Raw genomic sequence first — 15,861 nt, 5'->3', positions numbered from 1 at the left:
CGGTATAGTGAAAGTACGCTACCGGTCTCGGATTATCGCCCGTGGCGCACGTCACAGACAAGAGTCCGACCCCGAGCGAAGGATCCCGTGGACCCACGACCCGCCGACCCGTCCCCGCGCCGCGCGTCCGACCCGTCCGAGGCGCTCGACGGCCCGCCGACCAGCGGCTCGCCGACGTCCCTCGACCGTCCCTTCCTCACCCACCAGCCCGGCACCCGCCTGGTGTCGCTCGTGCGGCACGGACAGCAACAGTTCCCGGGCGGCGCGTTCACGCCGGGCGAGTGGGCCGACCCGCCGCTCTCGGCCGTCGGTGAGCGCCAGGCCAAGGCGGTCGGCGTCGGGCTCGCGGACGAGCCGATCGACGTGGTCGTGTGCAGCAACCTGCGGCGGGCCATGCAGACGGCCGCCGAGGTCGCGGCACCCCACGGCCTCGAACCCATCGTGTATCCACAGTTGCGCGAGGTCGACACGTACCGCGACGTGCCCGAGGGCGCGAAGTTGCAGGACGTGCTGCCGCCGGTGATGTGGCACGGCGTGCGCGCCCGCTTCGAGCAGGAGCTGCGGTGGGACGTCTCGCCGTTCTCCGAACCGAGCGCCGAGTTCCGCGCCCGTGTCGTCACCGCCATCGAGGGCGTGCTCGAACTGCACGAGGGCCGGCACGTCGCGGTCGTGTGCCACGGCGGCGTCATCAACGCCTACCTGGGCCACCTGCTGGGCCTGCGGCAGGACATGTTCTTCCGGCCCGTCCACGCGTCCGTCAGCCGGGTGCTGGTCGGCGGCCACCGGCGGGTCATCCACACGTTGAACGAGCTGCACCACCTCGCCGAGGTCGACCCGGACCTCGTCACTTACTAGAGAACGGACTCAGTTCATTGGCCGATCTCGTCGCCGGACTGCAACGGCTGCTCGACGTGTCCGAACCCGGGCGGGCAGCCCGGGTGGTGCGGTGCGAGCCGTTGCTGGGCGGGTACAGCCGGGTCAGCGCGCGAGCCGTCGTCGAATGGCCGGACGGGTCGGGCGAACTGATCCTGCGCGGTGACCCACCCGCCGGTACCGGGGTCTTCGTCAGCGACCGCGACGCCGAATGGGCCCTGCTGCGGGCACTTCCCGAGGCCTGCCCCGTGGCCACCCCGACCGCGCGCTGGTACGACGCCACCGGTGAGCACCTCGGGTCGAAGTGCATCGTCATGGACGCCGCCGAGGGTGCCCGCTCGCTGCACGACCTGATGGCCGCCGGCGACGACCCCGAGTCCGGCACCGAGCTGTTCGTCGACACCTTCGCCGCGCTGCACCGCACGCCGGTCGACGGCCTGGGCCTGCCCGTCCCCGACGACTGGTCGTCGTACATCGGGTCGGTGCTCGACCGGTACCGGCGCCTCGGCGACCGGTACCCGGCGCAACGTCCGCTGCTGCACTTCGTCGCCGACTGGGCCGACGACCACCGCCCGCCGCCCGTGCCGCTCACGCTGGTTCACGGCGACTGCCAGCCGGGCAACGTCCTCGTGCGCCCCGACGGCACACCCCTGGTCATCGACTGGGAGTTCACGCACGTGGGCGACCCGCGCGAGGACCTCGGCTTCTACACGCAGATCCCGATGGCGCCGAACCTCTACTGGCGTGGCCCCGAGGCCTTCCTCGCGCGCTACCGCGAGCGCAGCGGCCTGTCGGCGGAACAGGTCGACCCGCGCATCGTCGAGTACTTCCTGATCATCGGCATCGCGCGCCTGTACGAGCAGTTGCTCGACGCCGCCGCCGCGATCGGCGGCGACACGCGACCCGGCGTCATGGCCGCGTACCTGATCAACGCGGTGTCGCACCTGAACTCGCTGTTCCTCGACATCTGCGGACGGAGTTGACGCCGTGATCCCCCGCCCGGCCACCGACGAGCTCATCGCGGACGTCTGCCGCGAGCTGATGGAGCACGTGCTGCCCGCGCTCGACGACGACACCCTGAAGGTGCGGGTGGTGATGGCCGAGACGGTGCTGCGCAACGCCGCCGTCCGCGCCGCCCACGAGATCGCGTGGTTGCGCGACGAGACGGACGCGCTGCGCGCGTACGCCGTGCGGGTGACCGAGCGGTACCCGTCCGACGCGGTCGCCGGCGCGGTCGCCGCCCTGGACGCCGGCCCGCAGCACTCGCTGCACCTGGCCGACGTCGTCACCGGGTACGAGCTCGCCGGCGCCGCCTTCGACGCCGCCCGATCGCTCGCGCGCGAGCACGGCGACGCCGAGCTGCTCGACACCGCCCACGCGCTGCTGCGTGCCCGGGTCGACACCGAGAAGCAGGTGATGGCGACCTACGCGATCGTGGGGCGCTGAGCCGCCCGTCCGCTCGCTGGGCCGCCGTCTTCGGACGTTGACTGGCATGTCCGGGTCCCGACTGGTGACTTGAAGTCATCCAGTCAGCAGTAATTCATGCCAGTCGACCGCCGAAGATGCCAGTCAGCGGCGCCGGCCAGGCCCGTCACGTGACGCGTCCCGCCTCGTGGACGGTCTCGGGGGCGCGCTCGAAGAAGCGGTGGTTGCGGTCGCCGACGGCCTCGCCCGCGGCGTCGACGACGAGCACCGCACCGTTCGTCCACGCCGCGTCGTCCGAGGCGAGGTACAGCGCGGCGTTGGCGATGTCGCGCGGATGCCCGGGACGCCCGAGCGGCGCGGAGCGGGCGATACGGCGGCTCGCCTCGTCGAGCGCGTCCGCGTCACCCGTGGCGACGTAGGCGGTCATGCCGCTCACGGTGGCCCCGGGCGCGATCGCGTTGACCCGGATGCCGTGGCGACCCAGTTCGGTGGCGGCCGACTGCGTGAAGCCGACGACGGCGTGCTTGGCGGTCGTGTACGCGTGCGGCCCGAGCCCGGCACGGACGCCGGCGGTGCTCGCGGTGTTGACGATCGCGCCGCCGTGACCCTGCTCGATCATCACCCGCGCCGCGTGCTTGGTACCGAGGAAGACGCTGGTGGCGAGCACGTCCATCGTCCGCAACCACGCGGCGGTGTCGGTGTCGACGAGCGGTCCGACCACGCCGAGGATCCCCGCGTTGTTCACCATGACGTCGAGGCGGCCGAAGCGCTCGGTCGCCGCGGCCACGGCGGCCGCGACGTCGTCCTCGGACGCGACGTCGGCGTGCACGAAGGTGGCGGCGTCTCCCAGCTCGGTGGCCAGCGCGCGTCCCGGGTCGTCGCGCACGTCGGCGAGCACGCACCGCGCACCCTCCTCGACGAAGCGGCGGACGATTCCCTCGCCGATGCCGCCGGACGCTCCCGTGACGACGGCGACGCGGCCGTCGAGCCGTCCGGTCACGGGGTGCGCGAGTAGGGCGTGGTGCGCGAGTACTGCACGACCTCGTCCTCGATCGACTCGGCGAAGGCGGCGTGCCACTTCGCCGCGTCGGGATGGCCGCGCACGACGCCCATCGCCGACACGACGCCGTCCGCCGACGGCACCCGCCAGACGTGCCACACGGCGTTGAGCCGTCCGATGGTCGGGGTGAGCGCGACGACGAGGTGCCAACCGGCCTCCTCGAGCACCGGCTTCATCTCGGCCATCGCCTCGTAGAAGACGTGCGACTTGCCGCGCACGAGCTGGATGGTCACGTGGAGATAGCCGGTGTCGGACACCGACTTTGTGTACTACGGTTCCAGTTAGTCGTCAACGATCGGGGACCCCTCGTGCTGCCGCTCGCCAGTGCCGTCAACCTGCGCGACCTCGGCGGCCTGCCCACCCCGGGCGGACGCGTGCGCCACGGCATGGTGCTGCGTGGCGCTTCCCCCCAGTTCCTGTCCGAGGCCGACGCCGGCACGCTCGGCGCCGCCGTCCGTCTCGTGCTCGACCTGCGCTTCGACGAGGAAGCCGTTCGCGAGGGCCACGGCCACCTCACCGGGCCGCGCATCGTGAACATCCCGATCGTCGGCGCCGGTGGCGCGGACGTCGAGATGGAGGTGCTCGCCGGCGACCTGAACGAGCCCGACGCACCCGACGACGCGGCACGCGAACACCTCAGCGCCCACTACATCAGCTACGTGAAGCTCAACCCCGGGGCGTTCGTGCGCGCGTTCCGGGAGATGGCGTCCGACGGCCTGCCGGTGCTGGTGCACTGCGCGGCCGGCAAGGACCGCACCGGCGTGCTCGTCGGCCTGCTGCTGTCGCTGCTCGGCGTGCCCGACTACGAGATCGTCGCCGACTACGCGCGCACCGCGGAGAACCTGCCCGACATCGTCGCGCACCTGGCCGCCGCCGAGAGCTACGCGGCGATGATGGCGTCGCGCGACCTCGACGACCCGTTCGCCCAGTCGCCGCCGGCGACCATGCGGCGGTTGCTCGCCTGGCTGCGCGCCCAGGGCGGCACCGCCCACGTCCTCACCGGGGCCGGGCTCGAGCCCGACGCCCTCGACACCCTCCGCGCCCGGCTCGTCGAGCCGGCCTGAACCCCTCACAAGGAGTCCGCATGCACTTCGCCGGCCGGTTCGACGGCAAGGTCCTGCTCGCGACCGGCGGTGGCTCCGGCCTCGCCGCCGCCACCGCGCGCCGCTTCCACGCCGAGGGCGGCCGCGTGGCCGTGCTCGACCGGGACGCCGCCGCGGCCGAGGCGGTGGCCGGGGAGCTCGACGGCGCGATCGCCCTGGGCGTCGACGTGGCGGACGAGGACGCCGTCGCCGCGGCCGTCGCCGACGTGCACGCGCGGCTCGGCCGCATCGACTGCGTGTTCAACGCCGCCGGGCACGCCGAGTTCGGTCCGATCGAGCGGTGGTCGTTCGCGCAGTGGCAGAAGATGATGACCGTGCACGCCGGCGGCACCTTCCTGGTGTGCAAGTCGGTGCTGCCGATCATGCGCGAGCAGGGCAACGGCTCGATCGTGAACGTCGCGTCGGTGGCCGCGCTCGCCGCCCAGTCGGGCAACGCCCCCTACGGTGCCGCCAAGGGCGCGATCCTCGCGTTCTCCCGCCAGCTGGCGAAGGACGCGGCCCCCGCGGTCCGGGTCAACACGATCGCGCCGGGGCGCACCCGCTCGGGCATGACCGAGCCCCTGATGATCGAGCGCTTCGGCAGCGTCGAGAAGGGCGCGGAGGCGTTCGGCCAGGGCAACCTGCAGAAGCGGACGGCCGAGCCGGAGGAGATCGCGGCCGCCGTGTGCTTCCTGCTCTCGGACGACGCCTCGTTCGTCACCGGATCGGTGCTGGTCGCCGACGGCGGCGAGACCGCGGGACGTTGACGTAGATACTGAAGTCCCTGTATTCATACTCCCACCGACGAGAGGCATGACATGGGCAAGCTCGAGGGTCGCGTCGCCGCGATCACCAGTGGCAGTACCGGCATCGGCCGCGGCATCGCCGAGGCCTTCCTGGCCGAGGGCGCGAAGGTGGTCATCAACGGCCGCAACGCCGAGAAGGGCGCGAAGGCGCTGGCCGAGATGGGCGCCGGCGAGAACGGGTTCTTCGTCCAGGGCGACGTCACCGTCCGCGAGGACATCGACAAGGTCGTCGACGGCGCCGTCGAGCACTTCGGCCGCATCGACATCATGGTGAACAACGCCGGCGGTGTGAAGAACACGGCGCCGGTGAAGGACCTGTCCGACGAGGACTGGGCGTACGGCATGCGCTGGTGCCTCGACTCCGCGTTCTGGGGCACCCGACGCGCGCTGAACCACATGGTCCCCCAGGGCTTCGGCCGCGTCATCAACATCTCGTCCGTCGAGGGCAAGATGGGCAAGCCCGGCATCCCGTACTACGTCGCGGGCAAGCACGCGATGAACGGTCTGACCAAGGCGGTCGCCAAGGAGGTCGGCACCACGGGTGTCACCTGCAACGCCATCTGCCCCGGCCTCGTGATCACCGAGATCGTCGAGACCACCGGTCCGGACAGCGCGAAGGCCATGGGCATCACGTACGAGCAGATGATCGACATCTTCGCCCAGGAGACCGCGCTCAAGCGCATCACGACGACCGAGGAGGTCGCCGCGGTCGCGGTGCTGCTGGCCTCCGACGCCGGCGGCGGCATCACCGGCTCGCTCTACAGCGTCGACGGCGGCACGTCTCCGTGGTGACCCGGTGACTCAGCTCGTCCTGAGTCACTTCAGCGTCCGCCACGCCTCGTTCACCGAGCGCGTGGCGGCCGCGGCCGAGAACGGCTTCGCCGGCATCGGCCTGTACGTGAACGAGTACGCCCGGCTGCGCGACAGCGGCCACTCGGACGCCGACCTGCGCGCCGTGCTCCACGAGCACGGCGTGCAGGTGTTCGAGTACGAGGCGGTCCACGGCTGGTCCGCGAGCGGCGCCGCGTACGCCGAGTACGAGCGCCGCATGGACCTCGTCGACCGCATGGCCGACGCGTTCGGCCCGCCGCACCACGTGCAGGTCGTGGGCCCGTACGTCGGCACCGTCGACGAGGGTGCCGAGGCGTTCGGACGGTTGTGCGACCGGCTCGCCCCCCGCGGCATCCGCGCCGCCCTTGAGTACCTGCCCGTCATGACGAACATCCCGGACGCGGCCTCGGCGTGGGACTTCGTGCAGCGCGCCGGCCGCGACAACGGCGGCCTGTGCGTCGACTCGTGGCACCACCACCGCAGCGGCGAGACCTGGGAGTCGCTGGCGTCCGTGCCCGCCGACCGCGTCGTCAGCGTGCAGTTCGACGACGGTCCGCCCGAGCAGGTCGACCCCGACTACAAGATCGACTGCATGTCGAACCGGCTGCTGCCCGGCGAGGGCGCCTTCGACCTGGTCGGGTTCGTCCGCACCCTCGACGCCATGGGCGTCACCGCGCCCTACGAGGTCGAGGTCGTCTCGCTCGAGCTCGACGCGCACCCGGTGCACGACGTCGTCCGCCGCATGGCCGAGAGCACCCGGGCCGTCCTCGCCGCCGCCCGCGCCTGACCTGACTTTGCACCTGCCGAGGTCGCCAACTCGGCGCCGCGGCCGACGTTGACGACTTCGGCAGGTGCAAAGCCCGGACCCGCGCCGACGTTGCACCCGCCAAGGTCGTCAACTCGGCGGACGAGCGCCCGTTGACGACTTCGGCAGGTGCAAACTCGAGGGGGGGCGCGGCTACAGGTCGAGCACGAGACGCGGGGACTTCGACCGTCCCACGCAGATCATCATGTAGTCGTTGGCGGCGCGCTCGTCCTCGGTGAGCAGCGAGTCGCGGTGCTCGGGGATGCCCTCGAGCACCGCGGTCTCGCACGTGCCGCACACACCCTCCTGGCACGACGAGAGGACGCTGACGCCGTTCTCGTCGAGCGTCTCGAGGATCGACTTGTCGGCCGGGACGGTGACGGTGATGCCCGACTTCTCGGCCACCACCTCGAAGGGCTGGTCACCCCCGGCCGGCTTCTCGATCTCCTTGGCGGTGAAGCGCTCGAGGCGCAGCCGTCCGGACGGGCACTGCGCCTCGACCGCCGCCAGCAGCGGCTCGGGACCGCAGCAGTAGACGAGCGTGTCGTCGCCGAGCCCGCCGAGGATCTCGGCCAGCGGCAGCAGGCCCTTCTCGTCCTGCGGCCACAGCGTCACGCGGTCGCCGTGCGCGGCGACCTCGTCGCGGAACGCCATCGAGTCGAGCGAGCGCCCGCCGTACCAGAGCTGCCAGTCGGACGACGTCGTCGCCATCATCGGCAGCAGCGGCGTGATGCCGATCCCGCCCGCGACGAACACGTGCTTCGGCGCGTCGTGCAGCTCGAAGTGGTTGCGCGGGCCGCGGACGGCGACGGTGTCGCCCACCTGCACCTGGTGCATGCGGACGGACCCGCCGCGGCCGTCCGGCTCGTGCAGCACGGCGATGCGCCACGACGTGCGGTCGGACGGCGAGCCGCACAGCGAGTACTGCCGCACGAGCTGGTCGCCGTCGAGCAGCACGTCGATGTGCGCGCCGGGGGTCCAGGCGGGCAGCGCCTCGCCGGACGAGTGCCCGAGCGTGAACGCGACGACGTCGGACGCGACCTGTTCCCGGGCGGTGACGACCAGCTCGCTGCGGTGCTCGGACGCCTCGGTCGCGAGCGGGAACGGCGGCTCGTGCTCGCTCATGGAGTGCCACACCGCCGAACCGCTCGGCAGGCCCCGTTCATGACAGCAGGCTCAGCGGATTGGCCAGTTTTTCCGCAACCGTGCGCAAATACTCGGCGGCGGGCGCGCCGTCGACCGCACGGTGATCGAAGGTGAGGCTCAACGTCAGCACCTGCGTCCGCCGGGGGGTGTCACCCTCCCACCGTACGGAATCGCGCAGCCGGCCCACGCCGAGGATGGCGACCTGACCCGGGGTGATGACCGGCGTGAAGAAGTCGACGCCGTAGCTGCCGAGCGTGCTGACGGTGAAGGTGCCGCCCTCGATGTCGGCGAGGGTCTGCTGTCCGGAGCGGGTGACCGCGGCGAGACGCTTGGTCTCGGCGGCGAGCGCCGAGAGCGGCAGGTCGTCGGCGTGGCGGACCACGGGCACGATCAGACCCTCGTCGAGCGCGACCGCCAGGCCGACGTTCACGTCGGAGTGGACCACGATTCGGTCGGTCTCGACGGTGGCGTTGAGCCGCGGGTGCTCGCGCAGCGCCAGTGCCGCCGCGCGGACGACCAGATCGGTGAACGTCGGCACGGTCGACCACTGCTGCTTGAGCTGGGCGCGCAGCGCGACGGCGGCGTCCATCGACACCTCGTAGCCGTGCGTCAGCTGCGCCATCGTCTGCAGGCTGTCGTGCATGCGCGACGCGATGACGCCCCGCATGCCCTTGAGCGGGATGATCTCGAGCGGCGCGCCCGGCTCGGCGGGCGCGGCGACGGGCTGCTGCCGCGCCGCGTTCACGTCGGCACGGCGTACCCGTCCGCCCGGACCGCTGGGGGTCAGGGAAGCGACGTCGACGCCCGCCGCGGCGGCGTCGCGGCGCACGAGCGGTGAACCCACCGACGGGGCCGGCGACGTCGTGCTCGGCAGCGGCGCCTCGAGCACGTCGGCGGTGACGATGCGGCCGTTCGGGCCGGTGCCGCGCAGGGTGGTGACGTCGACCCCGCGCTCACCGGCGACCCGGCGCGCGTTGGGCGAGACGAACAGGCGGCCGCCGGTCGGCGCCTCGGCCGCGGCGTGACGGGCCGGGTTGGCGGCGGGCTGCTCGTCGGTGACGGCGGGCGCGGCGGCGGACGTCGACGCCGGCGAGGCGCTGGCCCCCTCGGGCAGCGGCTCCCCCTCGTCGAGCAGCCACGCGATGAGCGTGCCCGGCGGCAGGTCGGCGCCCTCGTCGACGACGGGGTGGAAGATGCCCTCGGCCTCGGCCTCGACGTCGACGTTCACCTTGTCGGTGCCCATGCGCAGCAGCGGGTCGCCGACCTTCACCGGCGTGCCCGGGGCGACGAGCCATTCCTCGATGAGTCCGGTCTCCATCGTCAGCCCGAGCTTGGGCACGAGCACCTGCTGGGCCACGTCAGGCTCCGGGGCGCTCGAGCAGACCGCGGACGCCGTCGGCGATCTGCGAGCTGTCGGGGATGTACGCCTTCTCGAGCACCGGGCTGAACGGCACCGGCGAGAACGGCGCGGCGATGCGCTTGACCGGCGCGTCGAGGTAGTCGAACGCCTGCTCCTGGATCTGGCTGGAGATCTCGGCGCCGATGCCGCCGAACTCGACGGCCTCGTGGACGATCACGGCGCGGTTGGTGCGCTTGACCGACTCGATGATCGTCGCCGAGTCGAGCGGCTGGACGCTGCGCGGGTCGATGACCTCGATCTCGATGCCGTCCGCGGCGAGCTTCTCGGCGGCGGCCATCGTCTCGGGCACCATGCGGCCGATCGCGACGACGGTCGCGTCCTTGCCGGTGCGGACGGTGTTGGCCTGGCCGAGCGGGATCTCGTACAGCTCCTCGGGCACCTCGCCCTTGACGCCGAGCATGCGCTTGTTGAGGACCACGACGGTGGGGTTGTCGTCGCGGATCGCCGCGACCATCAGACCCTTGACGTCGTAGGGCGACGACGGCATGACGGTCTTCAGGCCCGGCACGTGCGCCAGCCACGCCTCGAGGCTCTGGCTGTGCTGCGGCCCGGCCGACATGCCCGCGCCGCCGGCGGTCGTGAGGGTCAGCGGCACCGTGACGTCGCCGCCGAACATGTACTTCAGCTTGGCGGCCTGGTTGTACAGCTGGTCGAGCGCGACGCCGATGAAGTCCATGAACATGAGGTCGACGACCGGACGCAGCCCGCGCGCGGCCGCGCCGACGCCCATGCCGATGAAGCCCATCTCGGCGATGGGGGTGTCGACGACGCGCTTGGCGCCGTAGGTCTTGTACAGCCCGTCGAAGGCCTTGAACACGCCGCCGTAGAACCCGACGTCCTCGCCGATGACGCAGACGTCGTCGTCCTCGGCCATCAGCTGCATCAGCGACTCGTTGAACGCCTGCACATAGGTGATCTCGCGCATCTGGGCCTCAGTCCGTGTAGACGTTGTCGAGGAGGTCGGCCGGATCGGGGTCGGGGCTGTCCACCGCGAACTGGATGGCCTCCTCGATCTCCTTCTCGGTCTCCTTGCGCACGGCCTCGAGCTCGTCGCGTGTGGCGATGCCGGCGGCGACGAGCCGCTCCTCGAGCGCGACGATCGCGTCGCGCGTCTTCCAGTAGTCGATCTCCTCCTGGGTGCGGTACGGCGTGCGCAGCCCCTTCACACCCTGGTGGTCGTAGTAGCGATACGTCTTCGCCTCGAGGAAGGACGGGCCACCGCCCGTCCGCGCCTTCTCGACGAGCCGCTGCGTGGCGAGGTACACGGCGACGACGTCCATGCCGTCGACGATCTCGGCCGGCATCGCGTACGACGCGGCGCGGTCGGCGACGTCCTTGAGCAGCATGTGCTTGTCCTGCGGGGTGAACTCGGCGTAGCCGTTGTTCTCGCAGACGAAGACGACCGGCAGCTTCATGACGGCGGCGATGTTGCACGACTCGTGGAACACGCCGATGTTGGTGGCGCCGTCGCCGAAGAACGGCACCGCCACCGAGTCGTGGCCCTTGTAGCTGGCGGCGAAGGCGGCGCCGAGCGCGTGCGGGATGCCGCCGCCGACGATGCCGTTCGCGCCGAGCATGCCGATCGACAGGTCGTTGATGTGCATCGAGCCGCCGCGGCCCTTGCAGTAGCCGGTCGTCTTGCCGAACAGCTCGGCGTACATGTACTTCAGGTCGGCGCCCTTGGCGACGGCGTGACCGTGGCCGCGGTGGGTCGAGGTGATGACGTCGTCGTCGCGCAGCGTGGCCATCACACCGGCGCCGACGGCCTCCTGACCCACGTACAGGTGCAGGAAGCCGGGCAGCCGGCCGCCCTCCATGAGCTTGCCGGCGCCCTCCTCGAACAACCGGATGCGCACCATGCGGCGGTGCAGGTCGAGCAGGACATCGCGCGGGACGGTGGTGACCGGATCGGTCGCCGGGTCGGTCGCGGCTGTTGTCGTCATGGATTCGGCCTCGCACGGGAGCGGTGGACGGGCGTTCAACACCGTACTTCGGGCCGGGTGGGTAATGCTAGTCAGTCTTCAGAAAGTATCGACACGGCTCGGACGCCGTTGCTACGGTCGCACCTCGTCCGAGACGCGCCGAGAAGGGTCGCCGATGCGCACCGCAGTCGTCACCGGAGCGGCCCGGGGACTCGGCCGTGCCATGGCCGAGCGCCTCGTCGCGGACGGCTTCTCGGTCGTCGCCGTCGACGCCGACGCCGACGCCGTGACGGCCACCGCGGCCGAGCTCGGCGCCCGCCCCGTCGCCCTGGACGTCACCGACGAGCAGGCGGTGACCGCCCTCGCCGGGTCGCTGGAGCGGTGCGACGTGCTCGTCAACAACGCCGCGATCTGGCGGTTCACCCCGCTCGCGACCACACCCCTGGACGAGGCCCGCCGGGTGCTCGAGGTCAACGTGATCGCGCCCCTGCTGTTCATGCAGCGCCTGCTGCCACTGCTGTCCAGGGACGGCGGGTCGATCGTGAACGTCTCGTCGATCACCGCCGACACCGCGCCGACCGGCACCGGCGTCTACCCGGCCTCGAAGGCGGCCCTCGAGACCCTCACCCGCATCGCCGCCGTCGAGTTCGGGCCCGCAGGCGTGCGCTGCAACGCCGTGGGCCCCGGCATCGTCCCCACCGCGGGCACGCTCGAGCACTACGGCGACGAGGCCACCCGCGAACGCCGCGGCCGCGCCCTGCCGCTCGGCCGCTTCGGCCGCCCCGAGGACGTCGCCGACACCGTCGCCTTCTTCTGCTCCGACGCGTCCCGCTACGTCACCGGGCAGGTCGTCTACGTCGACGGCGGCTACACGTCCGCCGGCGCCGAGTTCTTCCGCGCCGCCAGAGACGCCGCCGGAGACGCCGGCGGAGACGCCGCCAGCGACGCCGCCGGAGACAAGGCACGAGACGCCTGATGCGGGTCCTCGCCGTCACGGGCGGCCACCGCGTCGACCTGGACGCGTTCCGCGCACTGCTCGCCGCCGTCTGCGCCGAGCACGACTGGGTGTTCGCGCACGCGGTGCAGCCGGACGCCCAGCAGTGGCTGACGCCCGCGCACCGCGGCGCCTTCGACGCGATCCTCTGCCACGACATCCCCGGGCTCACGCTGCGGCGCGGCACGGCGCCCACCCCGGTCGGCCCGTCGCCGCGGGTCGCCGCCGACCTCGCGGCACTGCTCGACGCGGGCCAGGGCATGGTGTTCCTGCACCACGCGCTGGCGGGCTGGCCGGGCTGGGAGGGCTGGGCCGAGGTGCTCGGCGGGCGCTACCACTATGCCCCCGGACGTCTGCGCGGCGAGGCTTGGCCCGACTCCGGCTACCGCCACACCCACTACACGGTGACGCCCGAGACGCACCCCGTCACGGACGGCGTCGAGCCGTTCGAGCTGGACGACGAGCTGTACCGCTGCCCGGTGTTCGAGGCCGACGTGGTGCCGCTGCTGCGGGCGAGCGCCGCCGGTCCCGGTGAGTTCCGACAGACGTACCACGAGGTGCTCGGCACCGCCGAGCGTCCGGCCTGGACGCACCCGCCGGCCTCCGACCTCGTGGGCTGGGCGAAGCCGGCCGGCCGCAGCCCGGTCGTGTACCTGCAGCCGGGCGACGGCCCCGACACCTTCGGGCACCCGGCGTTCCGCCGCGTGCTCGGCAACGCCCTGACCTGGGTCGCGTCCGACGCGGCGCACGCCTGGGCGGCAGAGAACCGCACCACCATCGCAACCCCCAGAGAAGAGGACGACTGATGGATCTCCAGCTCAGCGGCCGCAAGGCCATCGTCACCGGCGCCAGCCGCGGCATCGGACGGGCGATCGCCGAGACCCTCGCCGCCGAGGGCGTCGACCTGGCGCTGTGCGCCCGTGGCGTCGAGTCGCTCGAGGAGTTCGCCGAGACGCTGCGCGGCCAGGGCCGCACCGTCGTCACCGCCGGCGTCGACGTCGCGGACGAGAACGCGGTGACCCAGTTCGTGCAGACCGCGGTCGACGGGCTCGGCGGCCTCGACATCGTGGTCTCGAACGTGTCCGCCGGTGGCCTCAAGGGCCCGGACCAGTGGATCCAGAGCTTCCAGGCCGACCTGCTCGCGTTCGTCCGCCTGGCCGAGGCCGCCGTGCCGCACCTCGAGAACTCCGACGCCGCCGCGATCGTCTCGGTCGGCACCACGTCGTCGTTCGACACGCTGCCGCCGACGTCGCCGAACTCGTACGCCGCGCTGAAGTCGGCGGTGCTGCAGCACGCGTCCGGCCTCGGACACTCGCTCGCGCCGAAGGGCATCCGCGTCAACACCGTCTCCCCCGGGCCCATCGAGTTCGAGGGCGGCGCCTGGGACAAGCTCAAGCAGGGACGTCCGGAGTTCTACGAGACGATCCGCGGCCGCATCCCCGTCGGCCGGCTCGGCCGCCCGGAGGAGGTCGCGCGCGCGGTGGCGTTCCTCGCGAGCCCCGCGGCGAGCTTCTCGACCGGCGTGAACCTCGTCGTCGACGGCGGCTTCACCAGCCGCGTCCAGGCGTAACACCGTGGCAGGTCCGGCCGGCCGCCTGGACGCCGTGCTCGTGTGCGGTGGCCAGTGGCACGACTTCGACTACGCGCGACGGCACCTGCTCGACGGCCTCGGCCGCTACGAGCAGGTCCGCACGCGCGTGTTCGAGGACTTCGCCCGTACCGACGCCCTCGCGGCGGCCGACCTGCTCGTCACCTACACCTGCAACGTGCGCCCGGACGCGGACCAGCAGCGGGCACTGGCCGACTTCGTCCGTCGCGGCGGACGCTGGCTCGCCCTGCACGGCACGCACTCGGCCATCGACCCGCGCGGTCCGGAGCAGCCCGTGTTCCGGACCCCGCGGGTGCTGGGCGAGGTGGCCGACGTGCTCGGCGGCCAGTTCCTCGGCCACCCGCCGATCGAGCCGTACACCGTGCACGTCACCGACCCCGACCACCCGCTGGTGCGCGGCATCGGGGCCTTCGAGGTGCGCGACGAGCTCTACGTGCTCGAGCTGCGCCCGCCCATCGAGGTGCTGCTGCACGCCGAGTACACCGGCGAGTGCCGCGGCTTCGACGAGGGACACACCACGGACGCGGAACCGCGGCCGGTGCTCTACCTCAAGCGGACGGGCGACGGCACGGTCTGCTACTTCACGCTGGGCCACTGCCGCGGCCGCTTCGACCTGCAGGACCTCGGCGTCGACGACCTCGGTCGGCACGACGTCGGCAGCTGGGAGACCGAGGCGTTCCGCACCGTGCTCGGCCGGTGTCTCGACTGGGCCGTGATCGGGGACTTCGCCGCCACTAACTAGTGGCTGCCTTCACTTAGTGCTTCCGTCCGACGCGTCCTGCGGGGTAGGGTCGGGCCCTCACCGGGAGGTGTCGTGACGACGTACCGGACCATTCCTTCGACGACCCGCGTCGTCACCCTCGCGTCGCGTCCGGTCGGACGGCCGACGGCCGAGAACTTCCGCCTGGACGAGCAGCCGCTGCCCGAGCTGGGCGACAACCAGGTGCTCGTCGAGAACCTCTACATGAGTGTCGACCCGTCCATGCGCGGACGGATGGACCAGGGCGAGAAGCACTACACCACCAACTTCGAGATCGGCGGCGCCCTCGACGGGTCCGCGCTCGGTCGGGTCATCGCGAGCAACGCCGCCGGCGTGGCCGTCGGCGACGTGATCCGTCACCGGCTCGGCTGGCGCGACTTCGCCGTCGTCGACGCGACCCCGGTCGCGGGCGGCAGCGGCGCCCGTGTGGACCCCGACCTCGCCCCCCTGCCCGCCTGGCTCGGCGTGCTCGGCCAGACCGGCTTCACCGCGTACGCCGGCTTGAAGCGCGCCGGCGAACTGCGCGAGGGCGACGTCGTGTTCGTGTCCGCCGCCGCGGGCGCGGTCGGCAGCGCCGCCGGGCAGCTCGCCCGGCTGATGGGCGCGTCCCGGGTCGTCGGCAGCGCCGGCGGGGCCGAGAAGGCACGGCTGCTCGTCGACGAGTTCGGCTACGACGCCGGCTTCGACTACCGCGACGACCTCGTCGGCGGGCTCGCCGCCGCGGCGCCCGACGGCATCGACCTCTACTTCGACAACGTCGGCGGCGACCAGCTCGTCGCCGCCCTGCACGCGCTGCGCGTCAACGGCCGCGTCGCGCTGTGCGGCGCCATCTCGACGATGGAGGACCCGTCCGGCGCGCCGGGCGTGCATCACCTGATCCAGGCGGTGCTGAAGCGGCTGACCCTGCGCGGGTTCATCGTCCGCGACCACGAGGACCTGCGGCCCGAGTTCGAGCGCCAGGTGTCCGGGTGGCTGCGCAGCGGCGAGCTCGTCTCGAAGCAGACCGTCGTCGACGGTCTCGACCACGCCGTCGACGCGTTCCTCGGCCTGTTGTCCGGAGCGAACCTCGGCAAGATGCTCGTCCGCCTGGGTGACGACACGAGCCACGACCAGAGCGACGACTGACGT

Annotated in this window: 18 protein-coding genes; 12 read left to right on the top strand and 6 right to left on the bottom strand. The window is 72.1% G+C overall.

Annotated features, from left to right (window positions below; all coding sequences use genetic code 11):
• Positions 1–87: 87 nt before the first annotated feature.
• The 3 genes from ACYVP9_RS20770 to ACYVP9_RS20760 are packed head-to-tail and all read left to right on the top strand — an operon-like array spanning position 88 to position 2,319.
• Positions 88–855 (top strand): histidine phosphatase family protein, encoded by a 768-nt coding sequence (locus ACYVP9_RS20770; RefSeq protein ID WP_460606859.1) that lies wholly within the window; start codon positions 88–90, stop codon positions 853–855.
• 17 nt (positions 856–872) lie between these two features.
• Positions 873–1,856, top strand: coding sequence for a phosphotransferase family protein (locus ACYVP9_RS20765; protein ID WP_460606858.1), 984 nt, complete (start codon positions 873–875; stop codon positions 1,854–1,856).
• A gap of 4 nt (positions 1,857–1,860) precedes the next feature.
• Positions 1,861–2,319 (top strand): hypothetical protein, encoded by a 459-nt coding sequence (locus ACYVP9_RS20760; protein ID WP_460606857.1) that lies wholly within the window; start codon positions 1,861–1,863, stop codon positions 2,317–2,319.
• Between the two features lie 145 nt (positions 2,320–2,464).
• On the opposite strand, the gene ACYVP9_RS20755 is transcribed toward ACYVP9_RS20760, so the two are convergent.
• Both ACYVP9_RS20755 and ACYVP9_RS20750 read right to left on the bottom strand, forming a co-directional pair.
• Positions 2,465–3,298 (bottom strand): Rossmann-fold NAD(P)-binding domain-containing protein, encoded by an 834-nt coding sequence (locus ACYVP9_RS20755; RefSeq protein ID WP_460606856.1) that lies wholly within the window; start codon positions 3,296–3,298, stop codon positions 2,465–2,467.
• Positions 3,295–3,615 carry a hypothetical protein gene (locus ACYVP9_RS20750; RefSeq protein ID WP_460606855.1) on the bottom strand — a complete coding sequence of 107 codons (321 nt, stop codon included), beginning with the start codon at positions 3,613–3,615 and terminating at the stop codon, positions 3,295–3,297. The genes ACYVP9_RS20755 and ACYVP9_RS20750 overlap by 4 nt, the downstream gene beginning before the upstream one ends.
• A gap of 51 nt (positions 3,616–3,666) precedes the next feature.
• Here ACYVP9_RS20750 and ACYVP9_RS20745 point away from each other — a divergent pair, with 51 nt between their 5' ends.
• From ACYVP9_RS20745 to ACYVP9_RS20730, 4 genes are read left to right on the top strand one after another with little or no spacing between them, the layout of a single operon-like run.
• Positions 3,667–4,422 carry a tyrosine-protein phosphatase gene (locus ACYVP9_RS20745; protein ID WP_460606854.1) on the top strand — a complete coding sequence of 252 codons (756 nt, stop codon included), beginning with the start codon at positions 3,667–3,669 and terminating at the stop codon, positions 4,420–4,422.
• 20 nt (positions 4,423–4,442) lie between these two features.
• Positions 4,443–5,207 (top strand): SDR family NAD(P)-dependent oxidoreductase, encoded by a 765-nt coding sequence (locus tag ACYVP9_RS20740; protein ID WP_460606853.1) that lies wholly within the window; start codon positions 4,443–4,445, stop codon positions 5,205–5,207.
• A gap of 51 nt (positions 5,208–5,258) precedes the next feature.
• Positions 5,259–6,038 carry an SDR family NAD(P)-dependent oxidoreductase gene (locus ACYVP9_RS20735; protein ID WP_460606852.1) on the top strand — a complete coding sequence of 260 codons (780 nt, stop codon included), beginning with the start codon at positions 5,259–5,261 and terminating at the stop codon, positions 6,036–6,038.
• 4 nt (positions 6,039–6,042) lie between these two features.
• Positions 6,043–6,864, top strand: a complete 822-nt coding sequence (locus ACYVP9_RS20730; protein WP_460606851.1) for a sugar phosphate isomerase/epimerase family protein — start codon at positions 6,043–6,045, stop codon at positions 6,862–6,864.
• A 171-nt stretch (positions 6,865–7,035) separates the two neighbouring features.
• Here the strand turns inward: ACYVP9_RS20730 and ACYVP9_RS20725 are convergent, their stop codons facing one another.
• Genes ACYVP9_RS20725 through ACYVP9_RS20710 form a run of 4 tightly spaced genes read right to left on the bottom strand, consistent with a single transcriptional unit; the run spans position 7,036 to position 11,391 of the window.
• Positions 7,036–8,007, bottom strand: a complete 972-nt coding sequence (locus ACYVP9_RS20725) for a PDR/VanB family oxidoreductase (RefSeq protein ID WP_460606850.1) — start codon at positions 8,005–8,007, stop codon at positions 7,036–7,038.
• Positions 8,008–8,044: 37 nt separating this feature from the next.
• Complete coding sequence (locus ACYVP9_RS20720) at positions 8,045–9,385, bottom strand: dihydrolipoamide acetyltransferase family protein (protein WP_460606849.1); 1,341 nt, start codon at positions 9,383–9,385, stop codon at positions 8,045–8,047.
• 1 nt (position 9,386) lies between these two features.
• The gene (locus tag ACYVP9_RS20715) at positions 9,387–10,373 is read right to left on the bottom strand and encodes an alpha-ketoacid dehydrogenase subunit beta (RefSeq protein WP_460606848.1); all 987 of its coding nucleotides are present in this window, start codon (positions 10,371–10,373) and stop codon (positions 9,387–9,389) included.
• Between the two features lie 7 nt (positions 10,374–10,380).
• Positions 10,381–11,391 (bottom strand): thiamine pyrophosphate-dependent dehydrogenase E1 component subunit alpha, encoded by a 1,011-nt coding sequence (locus tag ACYVP9_RS20710; RefSeq protein ID WP_460606847.1) that lies wholly within the window; start codon positions 11,389–11,391, stop codon positions 10,381–10,383.
• A gap of 154 nt (positions 11,392–11,545) precedes the next feature.
• Here ACYVP9_RS20710 and ACYVP9_RS20705 point away from each other — a divergent pair, with 154 nt between their 5' ends.
• From ACYVP9_RS20705 to ACYVP9_RS20685, 5 genes are all read left to right on the top strand, one after another.
• Positions 11,546–12,346, top strand: coding sequence for an SDR family NAD(P)-dependent oxidoreductase (locus tag ACYVP9_RS20705; protein ID WP_460606846.1), 801 nt, complete (start codon positions 11,546–11,548; stop codon positions 12,344–12,346).
• The gene (locus ACYVP9_RS20700) at positions 12,346–13,170 is read left to right on the top strand and encodes a ThuA domain-containing protein (RefSeq protein WP_460606845.1); all 825 of its coding nucleotides are present in this window, start codon (positions 12,346–12,348) and stop codon (positions 13,168–13,170) included. The genes ACYVP9_RS20705 and ACYVP9_RS20700 overlap by 1 nt, the downstream gene beginning before the upstream one ends.
• The gene (locus tag ACYVP9_RS20695) at positions 13,170–13,934 is read left to right on the top strand and encodes an SDR family NAD(P)-dependent oxidoreductase (RefSeq protein WP_460606844.1); all 765 of its coding nucleotides are present in this window, start codon (positions 13,170–13,172) and stop codon (positions 13,932–13,934) included. Before ACYVP9_RS20700 ends, ACYVP9_RS20695 begins: the two co-directional genes overlap by 1 nt.
• Positions 13,935–13,938: 4 nt before the next feature.
• Positions 13,939–14,715 carry a ThuA domain-containing protein gene (locus ACYVP9_RS20690; protein ID WP_460606843.1) on the top strand — a complete coding sequence of 259 codons (777 nt, stop codon included), beginning with the start codon at positions 13,939–13,941 and terminating at the stop codon, positions 14,713–14,715.
• 72 nt (positions 14,716–14,787) lie between these two features.
• A complete protein-coding gene (locus ACYVP9_RS20685; RefSeq protein WP_460606842.1) occupies positions 14,788–15,858 on the top strand; it encodes an NADP-dependent oxidoreductase in 1,071 nt (356 codons plus the stop codon).
• Positions 15,859–15,861: the final 3 nt, after the last annotated feature.

This window comes from Jatrophihabitans fulvus (assembly GCF_054781375.1).
Note: the sequence above shows the minus strand (reverse complement) of the source record. Positions and strands in the feature narration are given on the sequence as shown.

Bases quoted from the DNA above. Each gene is read 5' to 3' on its own strand.
- ACYVP9_RS20715 (WP_460606848.1), bottom strand. From the start codon at position 10,373: ATGCGCGAGATCACCTATGTGCAGGCGTTCAACGAGTCGCTGATGCAG.
- ACYVP9_RS20735 (WP_460606852.1), top strand. From the start codon at position 5,259: ATGGGCAAGCTCGAGGGTCGCGTCGCCGCGATCACCAGTGGCAGTACC.
- ACYVP9_RS20695 (WP_460606844.1), top strand. From the start codon at position 13,170: ATGGATCTCCAGCTCAGCGGCCGCAAGGCCATCGTCACCGGCGCCAGC.
- ACYVP9_RS20700 (WP_460606845.1), top strand. From the start codon at position 12,346: ATGCGGGTCCTCGCCGTCACGGGCGGCCACCGCGTCGACCTGGACGCG.
- ACYVP9_RS20740 (WP_460606853.1), top strand. From the start codon at position 4,443: ATGCACTTCGCCGGCCGGTTCGACGGCAAGGTCCTGCTCGCGACCGGC.
- ACYVP9_RS20705 (WP_460606846.1), top strand. From the start codon at position 11,546: ATGCGCACCGCAGTCGTCACCGGAGCGGCCCGGGGACTCGGCCGTGCC.
- ACYVP9_RS20725 (WP_460606850.1), bottom strand. From the start codon at position 8,007: ATGAGCGAGCACGAGCCGCCGTTCCCGCTCGCGACCGAGGCGTCCGAG.
- ACYVP9_RS20710 (WP_460606847.1), bottom strand. From the start codon at position 11,391: ATGACGACAACAGCCGCGACCGACCCGGCGACCGATCCGGTCACCACC.